Here is a 23,866-nt window from a genome sequence, read left to right as displayed (position 1 = left end):
TGAGCCGATGGGAGAGAACGACGACCGCGCGCGAAAACGTCTCTCCCGCACACCGCCCAAGTGGGCGATCGTCGCGGTGCTGGCTTTCGCCGGACTCTGCTCGTCCTTCATGTTCACGCTCGTCGTCCCGCTGCAGGCCGAGCTTCCGCACCTGCTGAACTCCTCTCGCGAGGACACGACGTGGGTCGTCACGATCACGCTGCTGGTCGCCGCCGTCGCCACGCCGATCTCCGGCCGCCTGGGCGACATGTACGGCAAGCGTCGGGTCATCATCGTGCTGCTCGCCCTCCTCATCATCGGCTCCACGATCGCCGCCCTGTCCGGGTCGATCGTCGGAGTCATCATCGGCCGCGCCCTGCAGGGCGCCGTGACGGGGGTCGTCCCGCTCGGCATCGCCGTCATGCGCGATGCGCTGCCACCCGAGCGACTCGGCACCGCCGTGGCTCTGATGAGCGCGACGATGGGAGTGGGCGGCGCGATCGGGATGCCCGTCGCCGCGGTCCTCGCCGAGAACGCCGACTGGCACTGGCTGTTCTGGCTCGCCGCCGCGCTCGGCGCCATCGGCCTCGTGCTCGTCCTCGTCACGGTCCCCCAGGACGTGCTCCGCTTCCCCGGTCGACTCGACGTCCTCGGCGCCGTCGGGCTCGCGATCGGGTTGACCGGCATCCTCCTCTTCGTCTCCCGCGGCGCGCAGTGGGGATGGACGGCGCCGCTCACCCTCACCTGCATCATCGGGGGCGTCCTGGTACTGCTCCTCTGGGGCTGGTACCAGCTGCGCACGAAGGATCCGCTGCTCGACCTCCGCGTCGCCGCCCGCCCGGCGGTGCTGTTCACGAACATCGCCGCGATCGGCATGGGCTTCGCGCTGTTCGCCTCGAACGTGACGTTCCCCCAGCTTCTCGAGATGCCGGTCGGCTCCGGCTCGGGGTTCGGGCTCGACATGGTGGCGGCGTCTCTCGTGATCATGCCGGCCGGTCTCGTGATGATGGTCATCTCCCCGCTGTCCGGCTGGCTCGAACGCACCGTCGGACCTCGCCCGCTCTTCACCGTCGGCGCCGTCGCGATCGTGCTCGCCTACGTCTTCGTGCTGCTGTGGTCGAGCGAGGTCTGGCACATCTTCGTCGCGAACATCCTCATCGGCGTGGGCATCGGCTTCACGTTCGCGGCCATGCCGATGATCATCATGCGCTCCGTGCCCGCCAACGAGACCGGCGCCTCGAACGGACTGAACGCGCTGTTCCGCTCGGTCGGCACGTCCAGCGCCTCGGCGGTGATGGGCGGAGTGCTCGCCGCGATGAGCGTGCAGGTCGACGGCGTCGCGGTGCCGACCCGCGCGGCCTTCGACGTCTGCTTCTGGCTCGCGATCGCCGCCGGAGCCGTGGCCGTCGTGCTCTCCCTGTTCATCCCGCGACAGCGCGCGGCAGAGCGGCATCCGTCGCTTCCCGGCTGAAAGGATCCTGCCGTGCGTCGGTGATCAGCCGATCGTGCGCGGGTCGGGGTCGCCGTCGCGCGGTGGACGCAGCCGATCGGGGATCGGCCACGCCAGCGTGAACTGCGCCGTCGCCGGACGGGTCATGTCGCCGAAGTCGTCGATCTTCACGACGATCCGCCCCGGAGCGCCCTCCTCGTCGGGTGTCACCTCGAGGATCCGCACCCGCAGCGGGCGGTCGGCTTCGCCCTCCAGCATCCACGGGTCCGCGAGCCAGGCGATCCCCCGGTCCTCCAGCGCGACTTCGGCGTCCAGCCAGTCGACGGGATCGGATGCCGTGCGCCCCAGCACGTCGACGGCGACCCAGTCGTCTCCCTCGGGGTGGATCCATCCGAGGAGCTCGCCGTCGTCGCGGCGGTGCGGGGTCCAGTCTGCGTAGGGCATCTCCCGATGCTATCCGCGGATGCCGTGGCCGGCCGAACGTCAGTGCGTGTACTCCATGAGCTCGACGCCGAGCACGCGGAAGGCGTCGTGCGCCCTCAGCCGGTGCGCGATCGAGAGATCGTCGAAGCAGACGATGAGCGAATAGGCGACGCCGGCGCGGGGCCCCGCGAGGACTCCGGCCTCGGCGCGGACGCCGCGATCGCGCCCGGTCTTGTTGATGAAGAGCAGGCCGTGCGCGTCGTGGTCATGGGCGAACGGGTCGAGGCCCGTCGACGCAGCGACGAGGCTGAGGTCCTGGTTGAGGCTGAGCCACTCCGACACCTGAGCGCTGACGGCCGCATCGACCACCTGGGAGTTCACGAGAGCCGAGAAGAGCCCGGCGAGCTCGCGCGCCGAGCCGACGGACACATGCGGGGCGTCATCGGGGCCCCGCTCATCACGGAACCGGTCGAGCAGCGCCGTGCGACGCAGCCCCAGCGATTCGATGCGCTCGCGCACCCGATCGTGTCCGACCTTCTGCAGGAGCGCGTTCACGGCGATCGGGTCACCGGCTGTGGCGGCGAGCACGGCGAGGTCTTCCAGCGGCAGGGCGGGGGCGTGCAGATGACGCCACAGCCCCGAGGTCGACACCTGATCCACCGCGGTGCGATCGACGATCTCGAGCGGGTCGAGCGTTCCGGCCTCGAACCCCGCGGCGACCTCGATCAGCAGGGGCACCACGCCCAGCCCGGCCACGGGCATCGTCACATGGTCGTCTCCGGAGAGGACGTGCACGTGGCTGTCGAGGTCGACGACGTGCACCGACACCTGCGCCCCGGCATCCGCCAGCGCCTCCAGCGCGCGCAGCGTCGAGGTGAACGACCGCCGACCGGCGGCGGCACGACGCGGCAGGCGCCGACTGGTGCGCTGAGAGCGGCGCAGCATCGCCTGCGACGGCCCTTCGACAGGCTCGGGAGCGCCCACGCGTGATCCTTACGGGGGGTGGATTGGCGGGAAGCCGCGGGATGCACTCCCCCGCAGCACGGATATCGTAACCCCCGCGAGCGAGGAACCCTCACAAACTCCGGAGATTGGTCATCAGATCGTCACATGCGCGGCGCGCGCAGCGTCAGAAGTCTGTGACGCTGCGCACGCGGGCGTTCACCAGATGGTGACGCGGTCGCCCTCGGGCAGCCACAGGGCGTCGTCGGAGGTGACCCCGAACGCCTCGTAGAACGCGTCGATGTTGCGCACGATCTGATTGCAGCGGAACTCGTTCGGCGAGTGCGGGTCGATCGTGAGCAGGCGCAGCGTCTCCGCCTCGCGGCTCTTCTGCTGCCACACCTGGCCCCACGACAGCAGCAGTCGCTGCACGCCGGTGTACCCGTCGATGACGGGCGCCTCGGCACCCCCGAGCGAGAGCTCGTACGCCTTCAGCGCGATGCCGAGTCCGCCCAGGTCGCCGATGTTCTCGCCGATCGTGAGCGCCCCGTTGACGTGGTGCTCGGCGTCGAGTCCCTCGGGGACGAGCGTGTCGTACTGCGCGATGAGGGCCTTGGTGCGCTCCTCGAACGCCGAGCGGTCGGCATCCGTCCACCAGTCCTCGAGCTTGCCGTCGCCGTCGTAGCGGCTGCCCTGGTCGTCGAACCCGTGGCCGATCTCGTGGCCGATGACCGCGCCGATGCCGCCGTAGTTCGCCGCCGCGTCGCGCGAGGCGTCGAAGAAGGGGTACTGCAGGATCGCCGCGGGGAACACGATCTCGTTCATCGACGGGTTGTAGTACGCGTTCACCATCTGCGGAGGCATGTGCCACTCGGTGCGGTCGATCGGCGTACCGACCTTGTTGATGTGGCGGTCGTGCTCGAAGATCGCGGCGCGGCGGACGTTGCCGAACAGGTCGGCGCGGTCGATCGCGAGGGAGGAGTAGTCGCGCCACACCTCGGGGTGTCCGATCTTCGGGGTGAAGGCGTCGAGCTTGGCGAGGGCGCGCTCACGGGTCTCGGCGGTCATCCACTCGAGCTCGGCGATGCTCTGCCGGTACGCCTCGATCAGGTTGTCGACCAGCTCGTCCATCGCGGCCTTGGCCGTCGGCGGGTAGTGCCGCTCGACGTAGACCTTGCCGATGGCCTCGCCCAGCGCGCCCTCGGTGACGGACACTCCGCGCTTCCAGCGCTCGCGGATCGTCGGGACGCCGGACAGCTCGGTGCCGTAGAAGGAGAAGTTCTCCTGCACGAGGTCGTCGGTCAGGTACGGGGCGGCCGCGTGCACGACCTGCGCACGCAGCCACGCCTTCCAGTCGTCGAGGCGCTCGTCGGTCAGCAGCGCGCCGAGTCCCTCGAAGAAGCTGGGCTGCGAGACGACCGCCTCGGCGAGCGCGACCGGGTTGGACGGGCTGACCGCGTCTCGCCACGCGCCGAGATCGACGCCCACGAGCTCCTGCAGCTCGGCCCAGGTCTTGAGGTTGTAGGTCTCCACGGCATCGCGGCTGCGCACGTTGTCCCAGTGGTGCCCCGCGAGCTCGGTCTCGAGGGCGATGGAGCGCTCCGCCTCGGACGCTGCGTCGGAGACGCCGGCGAGAGCGAGCAGGCGCTCGAGGTGCTCGCGGTACTTCGCCCGCGTGTCTTCGAAGGTGTCGAGGCGGTAGTAGCTCTCGTCGGGCAGCGACAGACCACCCTGCAGCAGCACGGGGACGTAGCGCTCGGGGTCGCCGGGGTCGCCGTCGACGTACAGTCCGATCAGGTGGGCGCGACCGTCGCGGTCGTACGCGCCCGCGACGCGCAGGAACGCGGGGATGCCGTCGATCGCGTCGATCTCGGCGAGGGTGTCGGCCAGCGGGGTCACGCCCGCCGCGGCGATGCGGTCGGTGTCCATGAAGCTCGCGAACAGGTCGCCGATCTTGCGTGCGAGGGTGCCGTCGGCGGCATCCTGCGACTCTTCGATGATGGCCCTGACGTCTTTCTCGGCCTGCTCGGCGAGGAGGTGGAAGGACCCCCACCGCGCCTTGTCGCCAGGGATCTCGGTGCGGGACAGCCACGCGCCGTTGACGTGGCGGTACAGGTCATCCTGCGGACGGATGTCGGAGCTGAACTCTTCGGTGGCCAGGCCAGAGGGGAGGACGTCTGTCATGCGAACAGCCTATGCGGCGACGCCGACATCGGGCGCCGTTCAGTCCCGCTCCTGCGCCGTCCCGTACGGCAGCAGCACGTTCATGCGGAACCCGTCCGCGGTCAGCTCGGCGACGACGTCCCCGCCGTGGGCGCGGGCGAGACCGCGGGCGATCGAGAGCCCGATCCCCGACCCGGACGACACGAGACCGTCGCCGGACGTCGTGCGCGCGGCATCCGCACGCCAGCCGATGTCGAACATCCGGTCCAGATCCTCGACGGCCACCCCCGCCCCGTGGTCGAGGATCCCGAGCACCAGGCCGCGGCCGGCTCCCTCCGACGCCGTGATGACGATATCGGTCCCTGCGGGGGCGTGGGCGACGGCGTTCGTGAGCAGATTGCCGATGATCCGCCCCAGCTGGTGCGGATCCGCCCACAGCACCTGACCGGCGATCCCCCGCTCGACGATGCGCAGCCCTCGACGCTCGGCGGCCGCGCGGACATCGGCGACGGCATCCGACACGATGTCCAGGAGCCCCACCTGCTCGGTGCGCAATTGCACCGCGCCCGCCGTCAGCTTCGACAGCTCGAAGAGATCGTCGACCATGCGGCTCATCGTCTCCACCTGCGCTCTCACCTCTCCGGCGAAGCGCTCCGGAGCATCGGCGGCCCCCGCCTCGACCGACTCCGCGAGCGCGCGGACGGCCGTCAGCGGCGTGCGCAGATCGTGCGAGATCCATGCGAAGAACCGTCGCCGCGCTGAGTCCAGCTGCTCCAGCTCCGTGCGCGCAGCCTCCACCTTCGCCGACACGGCCGCGAGCTGGGCGGAGAGATCGTCGATCTCGATCCACCCCGACGGCTCCGCCTCCACCACGTCGCCGCCGCCCACGCGATCGAGCGACGCGGCGAACCTGCCGAGCGACGACCGCGCCGCGCGGGCGACGATCCATCCCACGGCGAGCGCGAGCGCGAGGGAGACGCCGAGGACGACGACGAGCACCGTCAGGTCGTGCACGGAGATGTACATCTCGATCGAGATCGCGAGGACGGATGCCGTCATCGCCGCCGTGCCCGCGCACGCCACCACGAGGAACTGGGCGGTCGTGGTGCGGCGACGCAGCAGTCGGAGCGCCAGGAGCGCGACGGCGGCCACGACGGCCGCGCACAGGATGCCGGTCATCACGATGAGGGCGACGTCTCCCGCCGCGAGCCCCATCATCCCGCCCTCCCCTGCGGCGAGAAGAAGTAGCCGACGCCCCACTCGGTGTGCAGGTGCTGCGGACTCTGCGGATCGGGCTCGATCTTCTCCCTGAGGCGCCGCACGTGCACGGTGACGGTGGCGCCGTCGCCGACGGTCCACCCCCACACCTCGCGCAGGATCTCGTCGCGACCGATCACGCGGTCCGGGTTGCGGACGAGGAACACGAGGAGGTCGTGCTCGCGCGCCGTGAGGACGACCTCGACCCCGCGCACCCACACGCGACGGCGCACGGGGTCGACCCGGAAATCCCCGGCGACGATCTCCGCCGCCGATCCCGCGACGCGAGCGCGACGCACGAGCGCGCCCACGCGCAGCAGCAGCTCTCGCAGGGAGAACGGCTTCGCGAGGTAGTCGTCGGCGCCGGCCTCGAGCCCGTCGATGCGGTCCTCCACCTGCCCCAGCGCGGTCAGCATCATGATCGGGACGTCGGAGATCGAGCGGATCTCACGGCAGAGCTCGTCGCCGCTGATGCCCGGCAGCATCCGATCGACGATCACGAGGTCGGGAGGGCCGGCCGAGATGGCCCTCCTCGCGGCGATCCCGTCGCCGTAGGCGGCGACGGCGTACCCGTTGGCGCGCAGGTAGGCGTCGACCGCTCCTCTGACGGTCGGGTCGTCCTCCACGACGACGACGCGGGCGGCCTCCTCCATGCGGTCGACACTAGTCGCGGGGCGAGCACGGCCAGCCTGTTCCTTACGATCCTGAAAGGACTCCCCTTTCGCGCGACCTCGCTCCGTAGCGTGCTCGGCAGTGCAATCAGCCGCGGCACCCGCCGCACAGCGAACAGGAGAATCCCATGCGCACGACCGCTCTCGCCGCCACAGCGGCACTCGCCCTCGCCCTCTCGCTCAGCGCCTGCAGCTCGCCAGGCGCCGACAGCGGAACGAAGCCGGAGCCCTCGATGTCGCAGAGCGCCTCCATGGGGATGGAGCGGACCGGAGACTTCGCCGGCCTCAACGACAAGACCGTGAAGGGCTCGGTGTCGGTGTCAGACGGGATGCTCGTCCTGTCGGACTTCTCCTCCGACGAGGGACCCGACCTGCACGTCTACCTGACGAAGGGGACCGACGAGGCCGCCGTCTCGGCAGGGGTGATGGTCGATGCGGTGTCCTTCGACACCGCATCGCAGACCTTCACGCTGAAGGACGCCGACGTCGCCGACTACACCTACGTCGTGATCCACTGCGACAAGGCCAAGGCGGTGTTCGGCGCCGCGAAGCTGTCATGAACGGCGCCGGACGGCCCTTCGCCCTCGCCTCGTCGCTGCTCGGCGGCGCGGCGAGGGTCGCCGTCGGGGTCCTCTGGCTCCTGGAGGGGATCCTGAAGTACCGCGCGGGGTTCGGCGCGGCCGATATCGAGCTCGTCGCCAGGAGCACCGCAGGCAACAGCAGGACGCCCTGGTGGTTCGCGCCCCTCGGCGGCGCGATGGACAGCGCGGCGGGCCTCTTCGGGGTGGTGATACCGGCGCTCGAGACGCTGCTCGGCGCGCTTCTCCTCGTCGGCCTGATGACGAGACCCGTCGCGCTGGCGTCGATCGGGACGCTGATGCTCTACTGGGCGTCGGACCAGCTGATCGCCCAGTATCCCGTGATGGTGCTGCTGTCGGCGCTCGTGCTCGTGCTGCCGGCGGCGGGACGGTTCGGGGTCGACGGCTGGTGGCGGAGACGTCGGAACGCCTCTCGACGGAACCCGGACTGAGCGCTCAGCCCCTGCGCCGGATGCCGAAGCGGCGGCGCTTCGGCATCGCGGGAGCCTGGGGGATCGGGCGCGCCGCCCTTCGGTCCGCCCACGCGACGACCTCCGCATCGATGTCCCGCGGCTGCGTGACCACGGGCGGGCCGCCCTGCAGCTGCCGTCTCGCCTCCCGCACCCGGCGGTTGAAGTCCGCGAGCACGTCGCGCACGTCGGCCTCGCGGCCGAGGAGGTCGAGCTGATCGTCCAGCTCGCGGTCCTCGGCGCGGAGGAGGATGGCGGGAGGGCCGAGCCCCGTGAGGTTCTCGGTCTCGATCTTCCGGCGGATCCACCAGTCCGGATCGTGGTGGTCGCCGAGGCCCTCGATCGGCTTCCCCGCGCCCGGGAGATCGTCGAAGTCGCCCCGGCGGATCGCGACCTGGATCGCGCTCTCGATGTAGGCGGCCCGGTCGACCGCCGCGGCGGCTCCGGGGGGCGTACCGGTGTCAGCCTCGGCATCCGCGTCCGCCTCGCCGCTCTGCTGACGCGCTCGATATCTCGCTGCCGCTTCTCGTGGATCGCTCATGCGCACCTCCGACTGCTCTCCAGCGTACGACGGCCGCGCAGTCAGGGCGCGGAGATGCGGTGTCCCCGCCAGCGCCTAGGCTCTGAGGGTGACCAGGCCCGCCTCTCTGAACCGCGACATCCTGCGGCTCGCGGTGCCCGCGCTGGGCGCGCTGATCGCCGAGCCGGCCTTCCTCATCGTCGACGCCGCCCTCGTCGGCCACCTCGGCACCACACCGCTCGCCGGGCTCGGCATCGCGGGAGCCGTCCTGCAGACGATCGTCGGGCTCATGGTCTTCCTCGCCTACTCGACCACCCCCGCCGTCGCCCGGAGGTTCGGCGCTGGTGCGCCGGGAGACGCCGTCTCGGTGGGCGTGAACGGCATGTGGCTGGCCCTCGGACTCGGAGCCGTGCTCGCCGTGATCGGCGCCGTGTCGTCGCCCTGGCTGGTGTCCCTGTTCGGGGCGAGCGACGCCGTCGCGGCTCAGGCCGACGACTACCTCCGCATCTCGATGTGGGGTCTGCCGGCGATGCTGATCGTGTTCGCCGCGACCGGGCTGCTGCGCGGCATGCAGGACACGGTGACGCCGCTGTGGATCGCGGGGCTCGGGTTCGGCGCCAACGCCCTGCTGAACGTCCTCTTCATCTACGGCTTCAACTGGGGCATCGCAGGATCGGCCGTCGGCACGGTGACCGCGCAGTGGGGGATGGTCGCCGCCTACGTGCTGGTCGTGCGGCGCCTCGCGACGAGGCACAGCGCCTCCCTGCGGGCGCAGCGCGACGGCATCCGCGGCACGGCCAGGTCGGGCGGTTGGCTGTTCCTGCGAACGGTGAGCCTGCGGGTGGCCCTGCTCGCCACCGTGGGCATCGCGACGGGCATCGGCACCACGGAGCTCGCCGGCTGGCAGATCGTCTTCACGATCTTCTCGGCCGCGGCGTTCGCTCTCGATGCGCTCGCGATCGCCGCTCAGGCCCTGATCGGCAAGGAGCTCGGCGCCGGAGACGACCGCAGGGTGCATCGCGTGCTCGCGCGCACCGTCGCGTGGGGAGCCTGGTTCGGCGTGATCGTCGGCGCCGTGATCGGCGCGCTGTCCGGTGTGCTCGGGATCCTGTTCACCGGCGACCCGGAGGTCGCATCCCTGGTCCAGCCCGCCCTCATCGTGCTCGCCGTCGCACAGCCGATCGCCGGGGTGGTCTTCGTCCTCGACGGCGTGCTGATGGGCGCCGGCGACGCCAGGTATCTGGCGGTCGCGGGCGGCCTCAACCTCGTGCCCTTCCTCCCCGCGCTGTGGATCATCTCGGCGAGCGGTGTCGCCGGCAGCGCCGGGCTCGTCTGGCTCTCGGTCGCGTTCTTCGGCGTCTACCTCCTCGCCCGCCTCGGCACGCTGGGCTGGCGGGTGCGGTCGGGACGCTGGGTCGCGGTGGACGCCTGAGTCCCCGACTCCTCGCCCACAGCCGGGGCCGACGCACGACTTCTCCACACGCTCGCGGATGTCCGGAATCCGTCACATCTGTGTACCGCGCATCCCTGCACGCTCGTCGTGAGCGCAACAGAATGGGAGGGTGCTCGCGATGAACGAACCTCAGGTCTGGACACTGATCGGCGTCTTCGCCGCCGGACTGTTCGGGATGCTGACGATCATGTCCACGATGTTCGTCCGCATCATCCGCACCGAGATCGGCGGACTCCGCAGCGAGATCCGCGGTGACATGAACGAGCTCCGCGCCGAGATCCGCGGTGACATGAACGAGCTCCGCGCCGAGGTGAAGGGCGACATCGCCTCCCTGCGCGGCGACATCCGCACCCTCGACCGTGATGTCAACTCGCTCATGAAGAACACCTTCGGCATCGACCGCGACTGATTCCGGCGAGGTGGCTCAGCCCGCGTACCTCCGGCACCACTCGTACATGATCACGGCGGCCGCGGCGCTCGCGTTGATCGATCTCGTCGAGCCGTACTGGGTGATCTCGATGTGCGCGGATGCCGCGGCGAGCGCCTCGGCGGAGAGCCCCGGCCCCTCCTGCCCGAAGAGCAGCACGCACCGCTCGGGAAGCTCGGCGTGGTCGACGGGCACGGCGCCGTCGACGTTGTCGACGGCGATGATCGGGAGGCCCTCGGCCTCGGTCCAGGCGGTGAAGGCCTGCACGTCCTCGTGATGCACCACGTGCTGGTAACGGTCGGTGACCATGGCTCCGCGCCGGTTCCAGCGGCGACGTCCGATGATGTGCACGGTGTCTGCGAGGAAGGCGTTGGCGCTGCGCACGATCGAGCCGATGTTCATGTCGTGCTGCCAGTTCTCGATCGCGACGTGGAACGGATGCCGGTGCGTGTCGAGGTCGGCGACGATCGCCTCCATACGCCAGTAGCGGTAGCGGTCGACGACGTTGCGGGTGTCGCCGACGGCCAGCAGCTCGGGGTCGTACTGCTCCCCCGCCGGCCACGCCGACTCGCCACCCGGCCACGGTCCGACGCCGTATCCCGGCTGCGTCGCCGATCCTGTCGGCGTCTCGGCGCTCTGCTCGTCCATCCCGCCAGGCTATCCGGCACTGAGCCCGTCGACGTCCCGCGACGACCGACTATTTAGGTGGACCGAAAAATCCGCTACGATTTCGGCATGCCTAAAAATTCCGCGATCGACGATGCCCCCGCCGTACGGACCACCGCTCCGCGCAGCCTCTGGCTCCTCGGGCCCGCCTTCGTCGCCGGAGTCGCGTACCTCGACCCCGGCAACGTCGCGAGCAACATGACCGCGGGTGCCCAGTACGGGTACCTGTTGGTCTGGGTCGTGATCGCAGGCAACGTGATGGCGTGGCTCATCCAGTACCTGTCCGCCAAGCTCGGCGTCGTCACGGGGCAGAGCCTCCCCGAGATGCTGGGGGCCCGCCTGCGTCGACCGTGGGCGCGGCGCGCGTACTGGCTGCAGGCCGAGCTCGTGGCGATGGCGACCGATCTCGCCGAGGTCATCGGCGGAGCGGTGGCGCTGAACCTCCTGTTCAACGTGCCGCTGCTGCTCGGCGGTCTCATCACCGGCGCGGTCTCGATGGTCCTGCTCGCGGTGCAGAGCCGTCGAGGGCCCCGCCACTTCGAGTTCGTGATCATCGGCCTCATGGCGATCATCACCATCGGCTTCGTCGCCGGCGTGTTCGTCGCACCCCCGGACCCGGCGGGGGTCGTGGGCGGACTGGTCCCCCGGTTCGAGGGCACGGGCTCGGTGCTCCTCGCCGCATCCATCCTCGGCGCGACGATCATGCCGCACGCGATCTACGCGCACTCCTCCCTCGCCCGCGACCGGTTCGGCTCCGCGGCGTCGCACGCCGAGACCGAGGCGGTCCGGACCGAGACCTCGCGCATCCGGCGGCTGCTCACCGCCACCCGCTGGGACGTGTCGATCGCGATGGTGATCGCCGGTTCGGTGAACCTCGGCATCCTCCTCCTCGCCGCGGCCAATCTCGCGGGCGTCGCAGGAACCGACTCCCTCGAGGGAGCGCACGCCGCCCTCGCCGCGAGCCTCGGCCCCGTCGTCGCGACGTTCTTCGCGGTCGGGCTCCTCGCCTCCGGTCTCGCCTCCACCTCGGTCGGCGCCTATGCGGGTGCGGAGATCATGCACGGTCTGCTGCACGTGCGTGTACCGCTGCTCGCCCGACGGCTCGTCACGCTCATCCCCGCGCTCGCCATCCTGTGGGCGGGGGTCGACCCGACGCTCGCCCTGGTGCTGAGCCAGGTGGTGCTGTCGTTCGGCATCCCGTTCGCGCTCATCCCCCTGGTGGCGCTCACCGCGCAGCGGCGCACCCTCGGCCCGTGGGCCAACCGCGTGTGGACGACGGCCGCGGGGGTCACGGCATCCGTGCTCCTGATCGCGCTGAACGGCGCACTGCTCTGGCTGGTGCTCACGGGGGCGTGAGTCCGGCTCGCGCACGGCGGTTAGGCTCGAAGCCATGACTGCCGAAGCCAAGGTCCGCCTGCTCACCTGGATCGGCATCGCGACCGGCCTGGCCGGAGGACTCCTCATCGCCTTCCCGAAGACACTCCCGGTCGGCGGCCCGTGGGTGCAGCTCGGACTCGGCATCGCGACGCTCGTGCTGGCGTTCCGCGCGCGCAAGATCGGCATCGCCGACATCGAGGGCTTCGACGGACGCCTGTCGCTCGCGGCCGCACTGCTCGGATTCCTCGTGGTGTTCTTCGCCGGACAGGTCGCGTTCGGCATCCTCGTCGACGTCGCGAACTGACCGCCGACGCGTAGGCTGAGACCGTGGCATCCCCGGCAGCTGACGACTATCTGAAGACCGTCTACGCGCACACCGAGTGGCAGGATGCTCCCATCACGCCGTCGGTGCTGGCCGCGAAGCTCGGGATCGCCCCCTCGTCCGTCACCGAGATGGTCAAGAAGCTCGCGGCGGCGGGCCTCGTCTCGCACGTGCCCTACGGAGCGGTGCGGCTGACCGATGCCGGCACCGCACGCGCCCTGTCGATCATCCGCAGGCACCGACTGATCGAGACCTGGCTGGTGCGGGAGTTCGGCTACGGCTGGGACGAGGTCCACGACGAGGCCGAGGTGCTCGAGCACACGATCAGCGACCGGCTGCTCGAGGGCATCGATGCGCGGCTCGGACGCCCGCGGTTCGATCCGCACGGCGACGCGATCCCGGATGCCGACGGCGCGGTCATCCGCGAACCGTTCGTCCTGCTCGCGGATGCCGTCGAGGGCCACGTCGGTCGCGTCCTCCGGGTGAGCGACCAGGACCCGGAGATCCTGCGCGCGGTCGAGGCCGCGGGCGTCGCGGTGGGGGTCGAGGTGTCGGTGACCGCCGGCGGCTTCTCCGTCGACGGCACGGAGGCCGAGATCGCGCACGCGGCCGATGTGATCTGGCTCACGTCCTGAGACCGCGCCCGAGAACCCCGAGCACCGTCAGGTCAGGGGGTGTCAATTGTTTCCACTTTTGTGCAAGACTCTGAAAACAATTATCACCCCGCTCGAAAGAGGACTCGATGAAGAGACGCCCCCTCGTCGCCGCGACAGCTGCGCTGCTGATGGTCGGAGCGCCCGCTGCCATGGCGGCGGCAGCCCCCGACACGGAACTCCTTTACTCCTACGTCAAGAACGCCGACGGCACGTACGGCTACGGCGACAAGCCGGTGTACACGTATCCGGGCTCCGGTACCCAGGTCGCGGTCCCCACCGCCCTCACCCCGGAGAACCGTCGCTTCTCCAGCGCGTGGGTCGCGACGATCGGCAACCTGAACTTCGGCAAGCCGACGAGCGCGGCCGACTTCGACGCGAAGTACGACGCGGTGCTCGACGACTTCGAGGCGTGGAACATGAACGCCGTGATCTTCCAGGTGCGCCCGCTCCTCGATGCGTACTACCCCTCGGAGATCAACCCCTGGTCCGAGTTCGTCTCGGGCGCCCAGGGCACGGACCCCGGCTACGACCCGCTGGCCCGGATGGTCGAGGCGACACACGCCCGCGGCATGGAGTACCACGCCTGGCTCAACCCCTACCGCGTGACGAACACCAAGATGACGGCGGCGAGCATCCTGTCGGCGCTGAAGCTGACGGCGGATCAGGTCAAGGCGCTCACGACGACCGAGTACATCGCCGCGCTCAACGCGGCCGGAGTCCTGGCCGATGACAACTTCGCCGTGCAGCATCCCGACCTCGTGCTGTCGTTCGACGAGAAGCTCTTCCTGAATCCGGGGCGACCGGAGGTCCGGGACTACGTCGCGGCATCCGTGGCGGAGATCGTCGCGAACTACGACGTCGACGCGATCCACTTCGACGACTACTTCTATCCGTATCGGATCAGCGTCAACGGAGCGAATGTGTTCTTCGGCGACGCCGGGGAGGACAGGGCGACGTTCGAGCAGTACGGCCTGGCCGCCGGCTACGCGGACACCGTCGCCGGCGTCGAGCAGTGGCGACGCGACAACGTCACGGCGCTGATCACCGAGGTCGGGGATGCGATCGACGACCACAACGACCAGGACGGCACCGCCGTGCAGTTCGGTGTCAGCCCGTTCGGGATCTGGGAGCACAGCGCCCTCGACCCCGCGGGGTCGCACACCCCGACCGGCTCGTCCCAGAGCTACAGCAAGTCGATCTTCGCGGACACCCGCGGCTGGGTGCAGGACGAGCTCGTCGACTACCTCACCCCGCAGATCTACTGGAGCTTCGACCAGGCAGCCGCCCCCTACGGAGAGCTCGCGCAGTGGTGGAGCAACACCACCGCCGACAGCCGCACGCAGATCTACACCGGCCACGCCCTGTACAAGCACGTGAGCAACGGGGGCTTCGACCCCGCATGGATGAACCCCGAAGAGGTCCCCAACCAGATCCGGTTCAACCAGACCCTCGACGGGATCGACGGCAGCGTGCTCTTCAGCTACAACGACATGAAGCCGAGCGCCGTCGCCGCGCTCCCGGCCGATCAGCAGCCGCGCAACCAGGCGAAGAACGATGCGATCGCCCTGCTGAAGTCCGAGGCCTTCGCGCGGCCGACGATCGTCCCCGCCAAGCCCTGGCTGTCGGACGGCGTCGTCGCCGCCCCGACCGACGTGACGCTGAAGGACGGTCGGATCACCTGGAAGGCCGGGGATGCCGCGGAGGCGCGCCAGTACGCGATCTACCGCGGCACCGGGACTCCCGCGCAGGTCGTCGCGACCGGCGGCACGCTCGTGGACACGTTCTGGGCCGGAGGGTCCGCCGAGCTGGGCTACGATCTTCCGCCGACCGTCGCGGCCGCCGCCGGGGAGACCTGGGTCGTCACCGCGCTGGACGCCGCCGCGGTGGAGAGCCTTCCCGTCGCCGCCGCCGCCCCGGTGGATCCGATCGACCCCGTCGACCCCGTCGATCCGGTCGACCCGGTCAATCCCGCGGGTCCAGCAGGCCCGGCGACGGGCGCCGGCGGTTCGTCGCCCTCCCGTGACGGCGCTCTGGCGACGACGGGTGGGACCGCGCCCACCGCTGCCCTGCTGATCGGCGGAGGACTCCTCGCCGCCGGCGCCGCCGCCGCAGCGGTCGCCGCCGCTGCCCGCCACCGCCGCAACAGGGCCGACTGAGCCGGTGCGACGGCCGACCCCGGCCCGCCGTCGCACCTCCCCGACGAAGGCCGTCCTCCGCTCCCCCGGAGGGCGGCCTTCGACCATCGGGCGCCGCGCACTCCCCCGACCCGATGCGGCAGACCTCGTCACCTGCGCGACACACGCGCCCAATAGGCTGTGCACATGGCCCAACGCGACGACATCGAATGCTGGCTCACCGACATGGACGGCGTGCTCGTCCATGAGAACGACGCCATCCCGGGCGCGTCAGAACTGCTCGCCGGATGGGAGAGCTCCGGCATCCCCTACCTCGTGCTGACCAACAACTCGATCTTCACGGCCCGCGACCTCTCCGCGCGGCTGCGCACCAGCGGCCTGAACGTGCCGGAGGACCGCATCTGGACGTCCGCCCTCGCGACCGCCGACTTCCTGAAGCAGCAGCTGCCCGGCGGGTCCGCCTTCGTGATCGGCGAGGCCGGCATCCTCACCGCCCTGCACGACGCGGGGTTCATCATGACCGAGACCAACCCCGACTTCGTCGTCGTCGGCGAGACGCGCAACTACTCCTTCGAGGCGATCACCAAGGCGATCCGACTCATCAACGACGGTGCGCGCTTCATCGTCACGAACCCCGATGCCACAGGCCCCAGCGCCGACGGACCGCTCCCGGCGACCGGCGCGATCGCCGCGCTCATCACCAAGGCGACGGGCAAGGAGCCCTACGTCGTCGGCAAGCCGAACCCCATGATGTTCCGCTCGGCGCTGAACAAGATCGGAGCGCACTCCAAGCGCACCGGCATGATCGGCGACCGCATGGACACCGATGTCGTCGCCGGCATCGAGGCGGGGCTGCACACGGTGCTGGTGCTCACGGGCATCAGCGACCAGGTCGAGATCGAGAAGTACCCGTTCCGTCCGGATGAGATCGTGCAGTCGGTGGCCGACCTGCTCCCGCGCATCACCGAGACGATCACGACGGTCAAGACGAAGAAGTGAGCGATGGGCGTCCTCGACGAAGGTGAGCGCGTCACCGCAGCCGATGCCGTCGTCTGGCGCGCGTGGCTCCAGGAGAACCACGAGCGCGCGGCGGGCGTCTGGCTGCTGAGCGTGCGGGGCAACAACGACGTCGGCGTCGGCTATGAAGACGCGGTGCGCCAGGCGCTCTGCTTCGGCTGGATCGACGGGCCCGTGCGGACCTTCGACGATCGGACCGTCGGCCAGTGGTTCTCTCCGCGGCGGCCGTCGAGCGGCTGGGCGGCGACGAACAAGGCGCGCATCGCAGAGCTCGAGGCCGAGGGGCTGCTCGCCCCGGTCGGCATCCGCGTGCTGGAGGCGGCGAAGGCGAACGGCTCGTGGAGCGTGCTCGACGGCCCGGAGGCCGGGATCGAGCCGCCCGAGCTCACCCAGGCGCTGGACGCCGTTCCCGCCGCCAGGGAGAACTGGGACGCGTTCCCGAAGTCGGTGAAGAAGCTCGGGCTCACGAACATCGCGATGGCCAAGCGGGACGAGACCCGTCGCGCCCGGATCGCGAAGATCGTGGCCGATGCCGCAGAAGGGAGGCGACCGTGAATCAGAGCGATCTGCTGTTCCTCGTGGTCACGCTGATCCTCGTGACCTCGCTCGTGGTGATCATCGTGCAGTTCGCGCGGTCACGACGACGCGGAGGGTCGGACGACGGCCGCGCCGGCTGGTGGGAAGGCCCCTGGGACGACGACGACCGACGACGCTGACCCGGAGCGAGCCGATCAGCTCAGGGTCAGACTCTCCACGCGGGCGACCGGCTCCGGCATCCGCAGCGGGCCCGCACCCGGCGTGATCGTTCCGAGGATGCGCGGCTCCCGCGCTCCCGTGCCGCCGGGGATCACCGCGGCGACCCCGTGCATGGTGCACCAGCCGATCAGTGCGAAGAGGATCGCCTCCTTGCTGTCAGCCGATGCCCCGAGCTCGTCCGCGAGGACCACCTCCACTCCGGGCAGCGCGTCGCGCAGGCCTCTCATGATCAGCGGGTTGTGGCACCCGCCGCCCGACACCGCGAGGTAGCCGATGCCCGCGGCACTGACATCGTGCGCCACGGTGCGGACGGTCAGCTCCGTGAGGGTGCGCACGAGATCGGCGTCCGCGATGTCCCTGTCGCCGACGTGCGCACGCACGTAGTCGAGGTGGAAGTGCTCCTTGCCCGTGCTCTTCGGGGTGGGCAGCGCGTAGTACGGATCATCGAGGAGCGCGGCCAGGAGAGTCTCGTCGACGGTGCCGGCGAGGGCGATCTCGGCATCCGCATCGTAGCCGCGCTCGTTCAAGCCCTCGGCGACGACGACCGCATCGACCAGGGCGTTCGCGGGGCCGATGTCGTAGGCGACGAGACCCGAGGGCCCCGTGATGGTGATGTTCGCGATGCCGCCGAGGTTGACGGCGGCCGAGACGCCGGGGCGGCCGCGCAGGAGCAGCTCGTCGAGGAACGACACGAGGGGCGCGCCGTGCCCGCCCGCGGTGATGTCGCGGATCCGCACGTCGGAGACGACCGGCGCCCCGACACGCTCTGCGATCCAGGCGGGCTGGCCGATCTGCAGGGTGCCGAGGGCGTGGCCGGCATCCACCCAGTGGAAGACCGTCTGGCCGTGCGTGCACACGGCGTCGACTCCGCCGACGGATGCCGCAGCGGATGCCGCGACCTCTGCGAACTCCTGCCCGATCAGGGTGTCGAGCTCGCACACCTCCGCCAGTGTGGTGGGCGCCGGCGGGAGCGCGGCGACGAGTCGCGCACGGAGGTCGGGGCTGTACGGGACGCTGTCCTCGTGCAGCACGGTGCCGTGCAGCGCGCCGTCTGCGGCGGCGAAGTCGACGACGGCGACGTCGATGCCGTCATGAGAGGTGCCAGAGAGCAGGCCGAGTACGCGCATGCGCTTCCTTCCGGGGTCTTCTACGAGGGTACGACGAATTTGTAAGGAGAGCGTACGGAATCGTCCGCCGCCGGCCGATGAGACCTGTCGTCCTCAACGATCGATCTGACGGATCTCTCCCCAGATCGTGGACGACGGCGCGAGACGGAGGGATGCTGGAGTCGCGGATCCGTAGATTCGTCCTCGTCCACCCATCTCGAAACGGAGGCGAAGATGTCCCTCGACACCCTGACTGTCCTCATCGGCGCCGTAGGTGCGGTGGTGAGCATCGGCGCCAGCATGTTCGCCGGCGCGGGATGGATCGTCCGCCGCATCGACGGGGTCGAGAGCAAACTCACCCACCGCATCGACGGCGTAGAGAGCAAGCTCACCGCGCGCATCGACGACGTCGAGACCAAACTCACCGCACGCATCGACGGCGTAGAGAGCAAGCTCACCGCGCGCATCGACGACGTCGAGACCACACTCACCGCACGCATCGATGCGCTCGCGAGCGATGTCGTCGAGGTGAAGATCGCCGTCGCGCGCCTCGAAGGCCCGCCACGGCACCTCGTCGTCGCAGGCCGCTGAGCCGGAACCGTCGGCGGCGAGCGAGCCGCTAGCGCAGAACGAGAGCCGCGGCGCCGATGAGTGGACCCTCGTCGCCGAGACCCGAGCGCACGACCCGCGCGCGACGTGAGTACTCGTGTGCCGCGCTCGCGGTGAGGGCCTGCTGTACGAGGTCGATGTAGTCCGCGGAGACGCGGGAGAAGCCTCCGCCGATCGCGATCGTGTCGAGGTCGACGAGGGTCGCGGCATCCGCCAGCGCATCGCCCACGGCGCGCGCCGAGCGCTCGATCGCCGCGCGCGCGATGGTGTCGCCGGCCGCGGCGTCCCTGGCGAGGTCTTCGCCGGTCGCTCCGGTCCAGCCCTGCTGCTGCGCCCATGCGGCGCTCGCCGGCCCGGAGGCGATCTCCTCGAGCGTGAGCCCGCCCTCGCGGCGCACCTGACCGAGATGACCGGCGTTGCCGGTGGCCCCGGGGATGTACGCGCCGTTCGCGACGAACCCCCCGCCGACCCCGGTCGAGACCACGATCGACAGAGACGCACCAGCGTCCTGGGTCGCTCCCAGCCACGACTCGGCGAGCGCGAGCGCTCCTCCGTCGTGCCCGAGCACGGTCGGAACCTCACGTCCGAGCACTCGGGATGCCGCGACGTGCACGGCCTCCGCGAGTCCGAAGCCTCGGGCGAGCGGCATGTTCACCGGCATGATCGCCCCCGCTGCGCGGTCGATGGGGCCGGCGCTGCCGACGCCCGCGCCCACGAGCTCGGCGCCTGCGGGGAGTACGGCGAGCGCATGCGAGACGATCGCGGAGACGGCATCCGTGAGCGAGGCGAACGTGGCCTCTCGCCCCGTCGCCTGACGGCTGCGGCTGCCGTCGACCAGAGTGCCGTCCTCGCCGACGAGGGCGGCCTCCATCTTCGTGCCGCCGACATCGACGGCCAGCGCGTAGCGAGTCACTGGGGGTCGAGTCCGAGGTCGTCGAGATCGAACGCCGCGCGCCATTCCAGGCCCTCGGCCTCGATCGCGGCCTGCGCACCGGTCTTGCGGTCGACGATGACGGCGACGGCCACGATCTCGGCGCCCTCCTTGCGCAGCGCCTCGACCGCCTTGAGCGCGGACTGCCCGGTGGTCGACGTGTCTTCCAGCACGACCACGCGCTTGCCCTTGACATCGGCGCCCTCGATCTGCCGGCCGCGGCCATGGTCCTTGGGCTCCTTGCGCACGACGAAGGCGTCGAGCGGCGTTCCGGCGGCGACCGACGCGTGCAGCACCGAATTCGCGATCGGGTCGGCGCCGAGGGTCAGGCCGCCGACCGCCACGACGTCGAGGTCGCCGATCAGATCGAGCATGATGCGGCCGATCGCGGGCGCGGCCCTGTGATCGAGGGTGAGCTTGCGCATGTCGACGTAGTACGTCGCCTTCTTGCCGCTGGAGAGGGTGAAGTCGCCGTGGAACACCGCCTCGTCCGTGATCAGGTCGAGAAGTGTCTGGCGGTCTGCGTCGAGTGCGGTCACGGCATCCAGTGTAGAAGGAGCGGAGCCGAGAACCGCATGCGGCGGGTATGGATTCGCCGGCGGCATCCGCCTATCGTGGCCGTGACCGACTCGAAGGAGACCCCGTGTTCGCATACGACCCCTATGCCGCCCTCGCCGAGCTGCGTCCGACCGCCGCCCTGGAACTGTCCAGCCCCGACTTCGTAGGCGGAGGCGCACTGCCCGTCTTCGCCTGGTCGTCGGAGCGCGGCGGCGCGGATCTCACGCCGCGGCTGCAGTGGTCGACTCCCCCTGCGGGGACGAAGAGCATCGCGATCTCCTGCTTCGACCCCGATGCGCCGACGGGCTCGGGGTTCTGGCACTGGGCGGCCTTCGACCTCCCCGCCGATCTGACCGAGCTCGACTCGATCGACGGGACGGCGGCGAGCCTTCCGACCCGCGCCAAGGTCATGCCGAACGAGGCCCGGCTGCAGCGCTTCATCGGCGCCGCTCCCCCTGCGGGCACGGGAGTGCACCGCTACTTCTTCGTGGTGGACGCGCTCGATGTCGATCACCTCGACCTCACCGGCGACGAGACCCCGGGGACCCTCGGCTTCCACCGGCACTTCCACACGCTGGCCCGGGGCGTCCTCGTGGGGACGGCCGACCCGTCGGAGCGCTGAACGACCCATCCGCCCCGATGCGATGCTGCAGGGCGGTGCTGCGGCGCGCGTCTGGACAGGATTCGGTGTCATGTCATATGATTCCATCATGCGAAATCAAATATTCGCTATGTGAAGAATCAGAACGCACGCCCCCGACCTGCCCGACACGAGGAGACGCCGATGTCTACCCACCGCCAGATCGTCGCCATCACCTACGAGACGGCGGTGCGCGCCGTGTCCATCGCGATGGAGGTCGGTGAGCGGCACGGAGTGAAGACCGTGGTCTCGGTCGCCGACCCGTCGATGACCCTGATCGCGTACGGCATGGCCGACGGGGCGACGCCGCACAGCTCGGAGACCAGCCGCCGCAAGGCCGCGACCTCGGCGTCCACGCGCCGGCGGACCGGGCGGATCCCCGACGCGCTCACGACGACCCTGCCGCTGGGCACAGGCGGAGCGCTGACCACGATCGACGGAGGCGTGCCGATCTTCTTCGGCGACGACCTCGTCGGCGGGCTCGGCGTCGCCGGCGGCAGCCCCGCCCAGGATGCGGACATCGCACTCGAGACTCTGAGGCGCCTCGGCGCACGAGTAGAAGGAATGGAATCATGACCGAGTACCTCACCCGCGCCGACCTCTCGGTGGCCGCCCCGATCGTGGAGTTCGCCGAGGCGTCGCTCTCCGATGCCGGACGCGACGTCGATGCGTTCTGGTCCGGGGCGAGTGCGATCGTGCACGACCTCGTCCCCCGCAACGCCGCGCTCCTGCGCACGCGCGACCAACTGCAGCAGCGCATCGACGAGTTCCACCGCTCGAATCCCGGCGTGCCCGACCGCGATGCGTACCGCGCGCTCCTCACGGAGATCGGCTACCTGGTTCCCGTGCCGTCCGAGGTCGCGGTCACCACGGTGGACGTGGATCCCGAGATCGCGACCATCGCCGGCCCGCAGCTGGTCGTCCCCCTCCTGAACGCGCGCTTCGCGATCAACGCCGCCAACGCCCGCTGGGGCTCCCTCTACGACGCGCTGTACGGCACCGACGCGATCGATCAGACCGGAGACCTCGCGCCCGGTGCGGAGTTCAACGTCACCCGCGCCGCCGCCGTCGTCTCGTTCGGCCGCGAGCTCCTCGACGAGATCGCCCCGCTGGAGACCGGCTCGCACCGCGATGCGACCGGCTATCGCGTCGACGCCGACGGACTGATCGTGCAGACGGCATCCGGTGATCGTCGCCTGGCGTCGCCTGCGGCCTTCGTCGGGCACACCGGCGACGCGGATGCGCCCTCCGCCGTGCTGCTGGTGCACAACGGCCTGCACGCCGAGATCGTGATCGACCACGACGGACGCATCGGCCGCACCGACGGCGCCGGTGTGCAGGACATCATCCTGGAGTCCGCTCTGACCGCGATCCTCGACCTGGAGGACTCGGTCGCCGCTGTGGACGCCGACGACAAGGCGCTCGGCTACCGCAACTGGCGCGGCTTCATGGACGGCACCCTGTCCGAGACCGTCACCAAGGGCGGACGCACGTTCACCAGGACGCTCGCCGCCGACCGCACGTATCGCACCGCCGACGGCGGCGAGGTCACGCTTCCCGGCCGCTCGGTGCTGTTCGTCCGCAACGTCGGTCACCTCATGCGCACGGATGCCGTGCTGGACCGCGACGGCGACCCCATCTTCGAGGGCATCCTCGACGCGATCATGACCGCGCTCGGCTCCCTCCCCGAGCTCGAGGGAGCGTATGCCGGGCGCAACTCCCGCACCGGGTCGATGTACATCGTGAAGCCCAAGATGCACGGGCCGGAGGAGGTCGCCTTCGCCGCCGAGCTCTTCGGCCGGGTGGAGGAGCTGCTCGGGCTGCCCGCCCTCACGATGAAGATCGGGATCATGGACGAGGAGCGTCGCACCTCGGCGAACCTCGCGGCCTCGATCGCCGCGGCATCCGATCGCGTGGTGTTCATCAACACCGGATTCCTCGACCGCACCGGCGACGAGATCCACACCTCGCTGCATGCCGGGCCGTTCCTGCCGAAGGCAGCGATCAAGGCGCAGCCGTTCATGAAGGCCTACGAAGACCGCAACGTGGCGATCGGCCTGGCCTCCGGTCTCGACGGGCGCGCGCAGATCGGCAAGGGCATGTGGGCGGAGCCCGACCTCATGCACGACATGCTCGTGAAGAAGATCGCGCACCCGCAGTCCGGAGCATCCACCGCCTGGGTGCCGTCTCCGACCGCCGCGACCCTGCACGCCCTGCACTACCACCGGGTCGATGCGTTCGCGGTGCGCGCGACGCTGCCCGCCGTGGGCGAGAGCGCGCTGGACGCCCTGCTGGTCCCGCCGCTGGCGGGCGATGGCGACCTCACCCCGGAGATCGTCGCGAACGAGATCGACAACAACGTGCAGTCGATCCTCGGCTACGTGGTGCGGTGGATCGATCAGGGCATCGGCGTCTCGAAGGTTCCGGACATCAACGGCGTCGGCCTCATGGAGGACCGCGCGACGCTGAGGATCTCCAGCCAGCTGCTCGCCAACTGGCTCACCCACGGTGTGATCACCGAGGAGCAGATCGACGACAGCCTGCGCCGACTGGCGCCCGTCGTCGACGCGCAGAACGCCGGAGACCCGAACTACGAGCCGCTGGCGTTCGCCGAGGGCGCGGAGCCCGGCATCGCGTTCACGGCGGCCCGCCGCCTGATCGTCGAGGGGGCCGCCCAGCCGAGCGGCTACACCGAGCCGCTGCTGCACGGCCTGCGTCGCGAAAAGAAGGCCGAGCAGGCCTGAGCCGCGGGGTACCGAG

26 protein-coding genes are annotated in these 23,866 nt (G+C 70.3%); 16 read left to right on the top strand and 10 right to left on the bottom strand.

The features are described 5' to 3' along the window. Positions 1-7 precede the first annotated feature (7 nt). The gene (locus MRBLWH10_RS18810; protein ID WP_341941111.1) at positions 8-1,450 is read left to right on the top strand and encodes an MFS transporter; all 1,443 of its coding nucleotides are present in this window, start codon (positions 8-10) and stop codon (positions 1,448-1,450) included. A gap of 24 nt (positions 1,451-1,474) precedes the next feature. On the opposite strand, the gene MRBLWH10_RS18805 is transcribed toward MRBLWH10_RS18810, so the two are convergent. The 5 genes from MRBLWH10_RS18805 to MRBLWH10_RS18785 all read right to left on the bottom strand — a co-directional run bounded on the left by MRBLWH10_RS18805 (position 1,475) and on the right by MRBLWH10_RS18785 (position 6,867). Next, positions 1,475-1,873 carry a hypothetical protein gene (locus MRBLWH10_RS18805; RefSeq protein ID WP_341941110.1) on the bottom strand — a complete coding sequence of 133 codons (399 nt, stop codon included), beginning with the start codon at positions 1,871-1,873 and terminating at the stop codon, positions 1,475-1,477. 39 nt (positions 1,874-1,912) lie between these two features. Next, positions 1,913-2,797 (bottom strand): serine hydrolase, encoded by an 885-nt coding sequence (locus MRBLWH10_RS18800; protein WP_105674378.1) that lies wholly within the window; start codon positions 2,795-2,797, stop codon positions 1,913-1,915. A gap of 216 nt (positions 2,798-3,013) precedes the next feature. Next, on the bottom strand, positions 3,014-4,978 hold the full coding sequence (locus MRBLWH10_RS18795; protein ID WP_341941109.1) for a M13-type metalloendopeptidase: 1,965 nt from the start codon (positions 4,976-4,978) through the stop codon (positions 3,014-3,016). Between the two features lie 39 nt (positions 4,979-5,017). Beyond that, the gene (locus tag MRBLWH10_RS18790) at positions 5,018-6,175 is read right to left on the bottom strand and encodes a HAMP domain-containing sensor histidine kinase (protein ID WP_341941108.1); all 1,158 of its coding nucleotides are present in this window, start codon (positions 6,173-6,175) and stop codon (positions 5,018-5,020) included. Beyond that, a complete protein-coding gene (locus MRBLWH10_RS18785; protein ID WP_341941107.1) occupies positions 6,172-6,867 on the bottom strand; it encodes a response regulator transcription factor in 696 nt (231 codons plus the stop codon). Before MRBLWH10_RS18785 ends, MRBLWH10_RS18790 begins: the two co-directional genes overlap by 4 nt. A gap of 146 nt (positions 6,868-7,013) precedes the next feature. On the opposite strand from MRBLWH10_RS18785, the gene MRBLWH10_RS18780 reads away from it, so the two are divergent. Beyond that, the gene (locus MRBLWH10_RS18780; protein WP_341941106.1) at positions 7,014-7,445 is read left to right on the top strand and encodes a DM13 domain-containing protein; all 432 of its coding nucleotides are present in this window, start codon (positions 7,014-7,016) and stop codon (positions 7,443-7,445) included. Then, positions 7,442-7,915 carry a TQO small subunit DoxD gene (locus MRBLWH10_RS18775; RefSeq protein ID WP_341941105.1) on the top strand — a complete coding sequence of 158 codons (474 nt, stop codon included), beginning with the start codon at positions 7,442-7,444 and terminating at the stop codon, positions 7,913-7,915. Before MRBLWH10_RS18780 ends, MRBLWH10_RS18775 begins: the two co-directional genes overlap by 4 nt. A 4-nt stretch (positions 7,916-7,919) precedes the next feature. Here MRBLWH10_RS18775 and MRBLWH10_RS18770 read toward each other — a convergent pair whose 3' ends face one another. Then, entirely contained in the window at positions 7,920-8,474 is a 555-nt protein-coding gene (locus tag MRBLWH10_RS18770) for a DUF1992 domain-containing protein (RefSeq protein WP_341941104.1), read from the bottom strand. 88 nt (positions 8,475-8,562) lie between these two features. On the opposite strand from MRBLWH10_RS18770, the gene MRBLWH10_RS18765 reads away from it, so the two are divergent. Further along, the gene (locus tag MRBLWH10_RS18765) at positions 8,563-9,885 is read left to right on the top strand and encodes an MATE family efflux transporter (RefSeq protein WP_341941103.1); all 1,323 of its coding nucleotides are present in this window, start codon (positions 8,563-8,565) and stop codon (positions 9,883-9,885) included. 139 nt (positions 9,886-10,024) lie between these two features. Then, on the top strand, positions 10,025-10,315 hold the full coding sequence (locus tag MRBLWH10_RS18760) for a DUF2730 domain-containing protein (RefSeq protein ID WP_223585726.1): 291 nt from the start codon (positions 10,025-10,027) through the stop codon (positions 10,313-10,315). 15 nt (positions 10,316-10,330) lie between these two features. Here the strand turns inward: MRBLWH10_RS18760 and MRBLWH10_RS18755 are convergent, their stop codons facing one another. Then, positions 10,331-10,981, bottom strand: coding sequence for a TrmH family RNA methyltransferase (locus tag MRBLWH10_RS18755; RefSeq protein ID WP_341941102.1), 651 nt, complete (start codon positions 10,979-10,981; stop codon positions 10,331-10,333). A gap of 87 nt (positions 10,982-11,068) precedes the next feature. Between MRBLWH10_RS18755 and MRBLWH10_RS18750 the strand changes: the two genes are divergently transcribed. The 7 genes from MRBLWH10_RS18750 (at position 11,069) to MRBLWH10_RS18720 (ending at position 17,222) form a co-directional block, all read left to right on the top strand. Beyond that, positions 11,069-12,355: an Nramp family divalent metal transporter gene (locus tag MRBLWH10_RS18750; RefSeq protein WP_341941101.1), complete on the top strand. Its 1,287-nt coding sequence runs from the start codon at positions 11,069-11,071 to the stop codon at positions 12,353-12,355. A 34-nt stretch (positions 12,356-12,389) separates the two neighbouring features. Further along, on the top strand, positions 12,390-12,680 hold the full coding sequence (locus tag MRBLWH10_RS18745; RefSeq protein WP_105674320.1) for a hypothetical protein: 291 nt from the start codon (positions 12,390-12,392) through the stop codon (positions 12,678-12,680). Positions 12,681-12,703: 23 nt separating this feature from the next. Then, positions 12,704-13,333 (top strand): metal-dependent transcriptional regulator, encoded by a 630-nt coding sequence (locus tag MRBLWH10_RS18740; protein ID WP_105674322.1) that lies wholly within the window; start codon positions 12,704-12,706, stop codon positions 13,331-13,333. A 107-nt stretch (positions 13,334-13,440) separates the two neighbouring features. Then, positions 13,441-15,510: a family 10 glycosylhydrolase gene (locus tag MRBLWH10_RS18735; protein WP_341941100.1), complete on the top strand. Its 2,070-nt coding sequence runs from the start codon at positions 13,441-13,443 to the stop codon at positions 15,508-15,510. Positions 15,511-15,675: 165 nt separating this feature from the next. Continuing rightward, positions 15,676-16,488 (top strand): HAD-IIA family hydrolase, encoded by an 813-nt coding sequence (locus tag MRBLWH10_RS18730; RefSeq protein WP_105674326.1) that lies wholly within the window; start codon positions 15,676-15,678, stop codon positions 16,486-16,488. A 3-nt stretch (positions 16,489-16,491) separates the two neighbouring features. Further along, entirely contained in the window at positions 16,492-17,061 is a 570-nt protein-coding gene (locus MRBLWH10_RS18725; protein ID WP_341941099.1) for a YdeI/OmpD-associated family protein, read from the top strand. Further along, entirely contained in the window at positions 17,058-17,222 is a 165-nt protein-coding gene (locus MRBLWH10_RS18720; protein WP_181155886.1) for a hypothetical protein, read from the top strand. Before MRBLWH10_RS18725 ends, MRBLWH10_RS18720 begins: the two co-directional genes overlap by 4 nt. A gap of 15 nt (positions 17,223-17,237) precedes the next feature. Here the strand turns inward: MRBLWH10_RS18720 and MRBLWH10_RS18715 are convergent, their stop codons facing one another. After that, positions 17,238-18,389 (bottom strand): anhydro-N-acetylmuramic acid kinase, encoded by a 1,152-nt coding sequence (locus MRBLWH10_RS18715; protein WP_341941098.1) that lies wholly within the window; start codon positions 18,387-18,389, stop codon positions 17,238-17,240. A gap of 213 nt (positions 18,390-18,602) precedes the next feature. On the opposite strand from MRBLWH10_RS18715, the gene MRBLWH10_RS18710 reads away from it, so the two are divergent. Beyond that, positions 18,603-18,959 (top strand): hypothetical protein, encoded by a 357-nt coding sequence (locus MRBLWH10_RS18710; protein ID WP_341941097.1) that lies wholly within the window; start codon positions 18,603-18,605, stop codon positions 18,957-18,959. 28 nt (positions 18,960-18,987) lie between these two features. On the opposite strand, the gene MRBLWH10_RS18705 is transcribed toward MRBLWH10_RS18710, so the two are convergent. Next, positions 18,988-19,890: an ROK family protein gene (locus tag MRBLWH10_RS18705; RefSeq protein ID WP_341941096.1), complete on the bottom strand. Its 903-nt coding sequence runs from the start codon at positions 19,888-19,890 to the stop codon at positions 18,988-18,990. Then, positions 19,887-20,447 (bottom strand): orotate phosphoribosyltransferase, encoded by a 561-nt coding sequence (gene pyrE / locus MRBLWH10_RS18700; RefSeq protein WP_341941095.1) that lies wholly within the window; start codon positions 20,445-20,447, stop codon positions 19,887-19,889. The genes MRBLWH10_RS18705 and pyrE overlap by 4 nt, the downstream gene beginning before the upstream one ends. Positions 20,448-20,551: 104 nt before the next feature. On the opposite strand from pyrE, the gene MRBLWH10_RS18695 reads away from it, so the two are divergent. The 3 genes from MRBLWH10_RS18695 (at position 20,552) to MRBLWH10_RS18685 (ending at position 23,850) form a co-directional block, all read left to right on the top strand. After that, entirely contained in the window at positions 20,552-21,088 is a 537-nt protein-coding gene (locus MRBLWH10_RS18695; protein ID WP_341941094.1) for a YbhB/YbcL family Raf kinase inhibitor-like protein, read from the top strand. Between the two features lie 162 nt (positions 21,089-21,250). Then, positions 21,251-21,682 (top strand): heme-binding protein, encoded by a 432-nt coding sequence (locus MRBLWH10_RS18690; protein WP_341941093.1) that lies wholly within the window; start codon positions 21,251-21,253, stop codon positions 21,680-21,682. Continuing rightward, positions 21,679-23,850 carry a malate synthase G gene (locus tag MRBLWH10_RS18685; RefSeq protein ID WP_341941092.1) on the top strand — a complete coding sequence of 724 codons (2,172 nt, stop codon included), beginning with the start codon at positions 21,679-21,681 and terminating at the stop codon, positions 23,848-23,850. Before MRBLWH10_RS18690 ends, MRBLWH10_RS18685 begins: the two co-directional genes overlap by 4 nt. Positions 23,851-23,866: the final 16 nt, after the last annotated feature.

This window comes from Microbacterium sp. LWH10-1.2, assembly GCF_038397765.1.
GTDB classification, from domain to species: Bacteria; Actinomycetota; Actinomycetes; order Actinomycetales; family Microbacteriaceae; genus Microbacterium; species Microbacterium natoriense.
Note: the sequence above shows the minus strand (reverse complement) of the source record. Positions and strands in the feature narration are given on the sequence as shown.

Bases quoted from the DNA above. Each gene is read 5' to 3' on its own strand.
- MRBLWH10_RS18735 (WP_341941100.1), top strand. From the start codon at position 13,441: ATGAAGAGACGCCCCCTCGTCGCCGCGACAGCTGCGCTGCTGATGGTC.
- MRBLWH10_RS18790 (WP_341941108.1), bottom strand. From the start codon at position 6,175: ATGATGGGGCTCGCGGCGGGAGACGTCGCCCTCATCGTGATGACCGGC.
- MRBLWH10_RS18690 (WP_341941093.1), top strand. From the start codon at position 21,251: ATGTCTACCCACCGCCAGATCGTCGCCATCACCTACGAGACGGCGGTG.
- MRBLWH10_RS18775 (WP_341941105.1), top strand. From the start codon at position 7,442: ATGAACGGCGCCGGACGGCCCTTCGCCCTCGCCTCGTCGCTGCTCGGC.
- MRBLWH10_RS18730 (WP_105674326.1), top strand. From the start codon at position 15,676: ATGGCCCAACGCGACGACATCGAATGCTGGCTCACCGACATGGACGGC.
- MRBLWH10_RS18795 (WP_341941109.1), bottom strand. From the start codon at position 4,978: ATGACAGACGTCCTCCCCTCTGGCCTGGCCACCGAAGAGTTCAGCTCC.
- MRBLWH10_RS18715 (WP_341941098.1), bottom strand. From the start codon at position 18,389: ATGCGCGTACTCGGCCTGCTCTCTGGCACCTCTCATGACGGCATCGAC.
- MRBLWH10_RS18785 (WP_341941107.1), bottom strand. From the start codon at position 6,867: ATGGAGGAGGCCGCCCGCGTCGTCGTCGTGGAGGACGACCCGACCGTC.
- MRBLWH10_RS18760 (WP_223585726.1), top strand. From the start codon at position 10,025: ATGAACGAACCTCAGGTCTGGACACTGATCGGCGTCTTCGCCGCCGGA.
- MRBLWH10_RS18805 (WP_341941110.1), bottom strand. From the start codon at position 1,873: ATGCCCTACGCAGACTGGACCCCGCACCGCCGCGACGACGGCGAGCTC.
- MRBLWH10_RS18800 (WP_105674378.1), bottom strand. From the start codon at position 2,797: ATGCTGCGCCGCTCTCAGCGCACCAGTCGGCGCCTGCCGCGTCGTGCC.
- MRBLWH10_RS18725 (WP_341941099.1), top strand. From the start codon at position 16,492: ATGGGCGTCCTCGACGAAGGTGAGCGCGTCACCGCAGCCGATGCCGTC.
- MRBLWH10_RS18750 (WP_341941101.1), top strand. From the start codon at position 11,069: ATGCCTAAAAATTCCGCGATCGACGATGCCCCCGCCGTACGGACCACC.
- MRBLWH10_RS18685 (WP_341941092.1), top strand. From the start codon at position 21,679: ATGACCGAGTACCTCACCCGCGCCGACCTCTCGGTGGCCGCCCCGATC.
- MRBLWH10_RS18780 (WP_341941106.1), top strand. From the start codon at position 7,014: ATGCGCACGACCGCTCTCGCCGCCACAGCGGCACTCGCCCTCGCCCTC.
- MRBLWH10_RS18770 (WP_341941104.1), bottom strand. From the start codon at position 8,474: ATGAGCGATCCACGAGAAGCGGCAGCGAGATATCGAGCGCGTCAGCAG.
- MRBLWH10_RS18810 (WP_341941111.1), top strand. From the start codon at position 8: ATGGGAGAGAACGACGACCGCGCGCGAAAACGTCTCTCCCGCACACCG.
- MRBLWH10_RS18710 (WP_341941097.1), top strand. From the start codon at position 18,603: ATGTCCCTCGACACCCTGACTGTCCTCATCGGCGCCGTAGGTGCGGTG.
- MRBLWH10_RS18745 (WP_105674320.1), top strand. From the start codon at position 12,390: ATGACTGCCGAAGCCAAGGTCCGCCTGCTCACCTGGATCGGCATCGCG.
- MRBLWH10_RS18755 (WP_341941102.1), bottom strand. From the start codon at position 10,981: ATGGACGAGCAGAGCGCCGAGACGCCGACAGGATCGGCGACGCAGCCG.